Raw genomic sequence first — 2,714 nt, 5'->3', positions numbered from 1 at the left:
GTCCACATCATCGCGCACGGCGCGCCGGGTCGGGTTGTTTTCGCTTCAGGAGAATGGTCGGTCGGGACGTTGAAGGGGGCGGCTGAGGAATTCGCCGCAATCGGCAGGGCGCTCGCTGCGGACGGTGAACTGCGGCTATGGAGCTGCGAGACGGCGCTGGGAAAGGCGGGCGATGCGTTCGTCGACGCTTTGGAAGCGGCCGTCGGCGTGGATGTCTGCGCGTCCAGTTCGCTTGTCGGTGCGGCAGTCCTGGGCGGTGCGTGGGAACTACCCGCACGTGCGGGCGCGTCGGCGCCCCTGCCGCCGCTGACCCCAGTTGGCGTAGCAAGTTACATCGGGGTGCTCGCAGCGGCCGATCTCACACTCACCGGGGACATAACTGCTGGCGGCAGCTCTTCGGCTGTTAACACATACTATATAGTGGACACTCACGCGATTCCTCCGACCAATCCGTCGCTTAATACTGCCGATGATACAGTTGTCGGTAGTTTTCAGCTTCCGTCTGCAAACCAAAACGGTTTAATCACCGACTTTTCTACAACAATAACGATTCCAAACACTACTGATATTTATTTTGTCTACGACAGCACTTTCAAACTCTACGGTACGCTTTCTCCAGTTCCCGGAGGTTATAGTTTTACGCCTGTAGATAATAATAATGGCGATAATGGCAATCACTTTGATACCGCTGCCTTCATCGCCACCACAGGTCAAGGCGCGACCGGACCCGCGGGTCCGACTGGAGCTACAGGTGCCGCAGGTGCGACCGGCGCGACAGGTGCGACCGGGGCCACGGGCGCTACCGGAGCAACCGGTGCGACTGGCGCTACCGGTACGACCGGCGCTACGGGCGCTACCGGAGCAACCGGTGCGACTGGCGCTACCGGTACGACCGGCGCTACGGGCGATACCGGAGCAACGGGCTCGACAGGCGCGACCGGAGCAACCGGCGCCACAGGTGCGACCGGAGCCACGGGCGATACCGGGGCAACCGGTGCAACTGGCGCTACCGGTGCGACTGGCGCGACCGGAGCAACCGGCGCCACTGGCGATACCGGAGCAACGGGCGCCACCGGCTCGACAGGTGCGACCGGCGCTACAGGCGCGACTGGCGCCACGGGTGATACCGGAGCAACGGGCTCGACGGGCGCGACCGGAGCTACAGGCGCCACAGGCGCGACTGGCGCCACGGGTGATACCGGAGCAACGGGCGCAACCGGCTCGACTGGTGCGACCGGAGCAACCGGCGCCACAGGTGCGACCGGCGCCACCGGTGATACCGGAGCAACGGGCGCCACCGGCTCGACGGGTGCGACCGGAGCAACCGGCGCCACAGGTGCGACCGGCGCCACGGGTGATACCGGAGCAACGGGCGCCACAGGTGCGACCGGAGCAACAGGCGCCACCGGCGCCACGGGTGATACCGGAGCAACGGGCGCCACCGGCTCGACGGGCGCGACCGGAGCAACCGGCGCCACAGGTGCGACCGGCGCCACGGGTGATACCGGAGCAACGGGCGCCACAGGTGCGACCGGAGCAACAGGCGCCACCGGCTCGACGGGTGCGACCGGAGCAACCGGCGCCACAGGTGCGACCGGAGCCACGGGCGATACCGGAGCAACCGGCGCCACGGGCGATACCGGAGCAACGGGCTCGACCGGTGCGACCGGAGCAACCGGCGCCACAGGTGCGACCGGCGCCACCGGTGATACCGGAGCTACAGGCGCCACCGGCTCGACGGGTGCGACCGGAGCAACCGGCGCCACAGGTGCGACCGGCGCCACGGGTGATACCGGAGCAACGGGCGCCACCGGCTCGACGGGCGCGACCGGAGCAACCGGCGCCACAGGTGCGACCGGCGCCACGGGTGATACCGGAGCAACGGGCGCCACCGGCTCGACGGGCTCGACCGGTGCGACCGGAGCAACCGGCGCCACTGGCGCCACCGGTGATACCGGAGCTACAGGCGCCACCGGCTCGACGGGTGCGACCGGAGCAACCGGCGCCACAGGTGCCACCGGTGATACCGGAGCTACAGGCGCCACCGGCTCGACAGGTGCGACCGGAGCAACCGGCGCCACAGGTGCGACCGGAGCAACCGGCGCCACCGGCTCGACTGGCGCGACCGGAGCAACCGGCGCCACAGGTGCGACCGGCGCCACGGGCGATACCGGAGCAACGGGCTCGACCGGTGCGACCGGAGCAACCGGCGCCACAGGTGCGACCGGAGCAACCGGCGCCACAGGTGCGACCGGCGCCACGGGTGATACCGGAGCAACGGGCGCCACCGGCTCGACGGGCTCGACCGGTGCGACCGGAGCAACCGGCTCGACAGGTGCGACCGGAGCAACCGGCGCCACAGGTGCGACTGGCGCCACCGGCGATACCGGGGCAACGGGCGCCACAGGTGCGACTGGCGCTACCGGCGATACCGGAGCAACGGGCGCCACCGGCTCGACTGGCGCGACCGGAGCAACCGGCGCCACAGGTGCGACTGGAGCAACGGGCTCGACCGGCGCCACGGGCGATACCGGAGCAACGGGCTCGACGGGTGCGACCGGAGCAACCGGCGCCACAGGTGCGACCGGCGCCACGGGTGATACCGGAGCAACGGGCGCCACTGGTGCGACTGGAGCTACCGGAGCAACTGGCGCGACTGGAGCGACCGGCGCTACGGGTGCAACTGGCGCGACTGGAGCGACCGGCGCCACAGG

1 protein-coding gene is annotated in these 2,714 nt (G+C 69.5%); it reads left to right on the top strand.

The genetic code is table 11. From position 1 onward, the window contains the following. Window positions 1–6: 6 nt before the first annotated feature. Window positions 7–2,714, top strand: a 2,708-nt coding sequence (locus EOA32_RS36055; protein WP_348632246.1) for a DUF4347 domain-containing protein, incomplete at its 3' end; no start/stop codon positions are given.

The sequence above is a fragment of the Mesorhizobium sp. M1A.F.Ca.ET.072.01.1.1 genome (assembly GCF_004023325.1).
Taxonomy (GTDB): Bacteria; Pseudomonadota; Alphaproteobacteria; order Rhizobiales; family Rhizobiaceae; genus Mesorhizobium.
The sequence above is the reverse complement of the archived record's forward strand: the minus strand, read 5'-3'. Positions and strand labels throughout refer to the sequence as shown.